Source organism: Yersinia sp. IP36721 (assembly GCF_003634395.1).
Taxonomy (GTDB): domain Bacteria; phylum Pseudomonadota; class Gammaproteobacteria; order Enterobacterales; family Enterobacteriaceae; genus Yersinia; species Yersinia entomophaga.
Window position 1 is genome coordinate 1 of sequence record NZ_QCZL01000100.1, and the last position, 367, is coordinate 367.

Genomic DNA, 367 nt, shown 5'->3' on the forward strand with positions numbered 1-367 from the left:
CCGCTAGATTCTATGCACTTCTGACCCACGTCGGGGCGGCCAAACTGGCGAACGCCACCGCGCTCGGCACCCGATTAGACATCACCCAAATGGCCGTGGGCGACGGCGGCGGTGCTTTACCCGCGCCCAATCCAGCACAAACCCAGCTTATCGGCGAGAAACGCCGGGCAGCGCTGAATGCCTTGAGCATTGACCCGGTCAATACCAGCCAGATTATTGCCGAGCAGGTTATCCCGGAGAATGAGGGCGGTTGGTGGATCCGTGAAATCGGCCTGTACGACAGCGCCGGGGATTTGGTCGCCATTGCCAACTGCGCCGAAACCTACAAACCGCAACTACAGGAAGGCAGTGGCCGCACTCAAACCAT

At 60.2% G+C, this 367-nt stretch carries 1 protein-coding gene; it reads left to right on the forward strand.

Features of this window, described 5'->3' with window-relative positions:
- On the forward strand, positions 1-367 hold a 367-nt coding region (locus DBA33_RS20505), incomplete at both ends, for a phage tail protein (protein WP_240442746.1).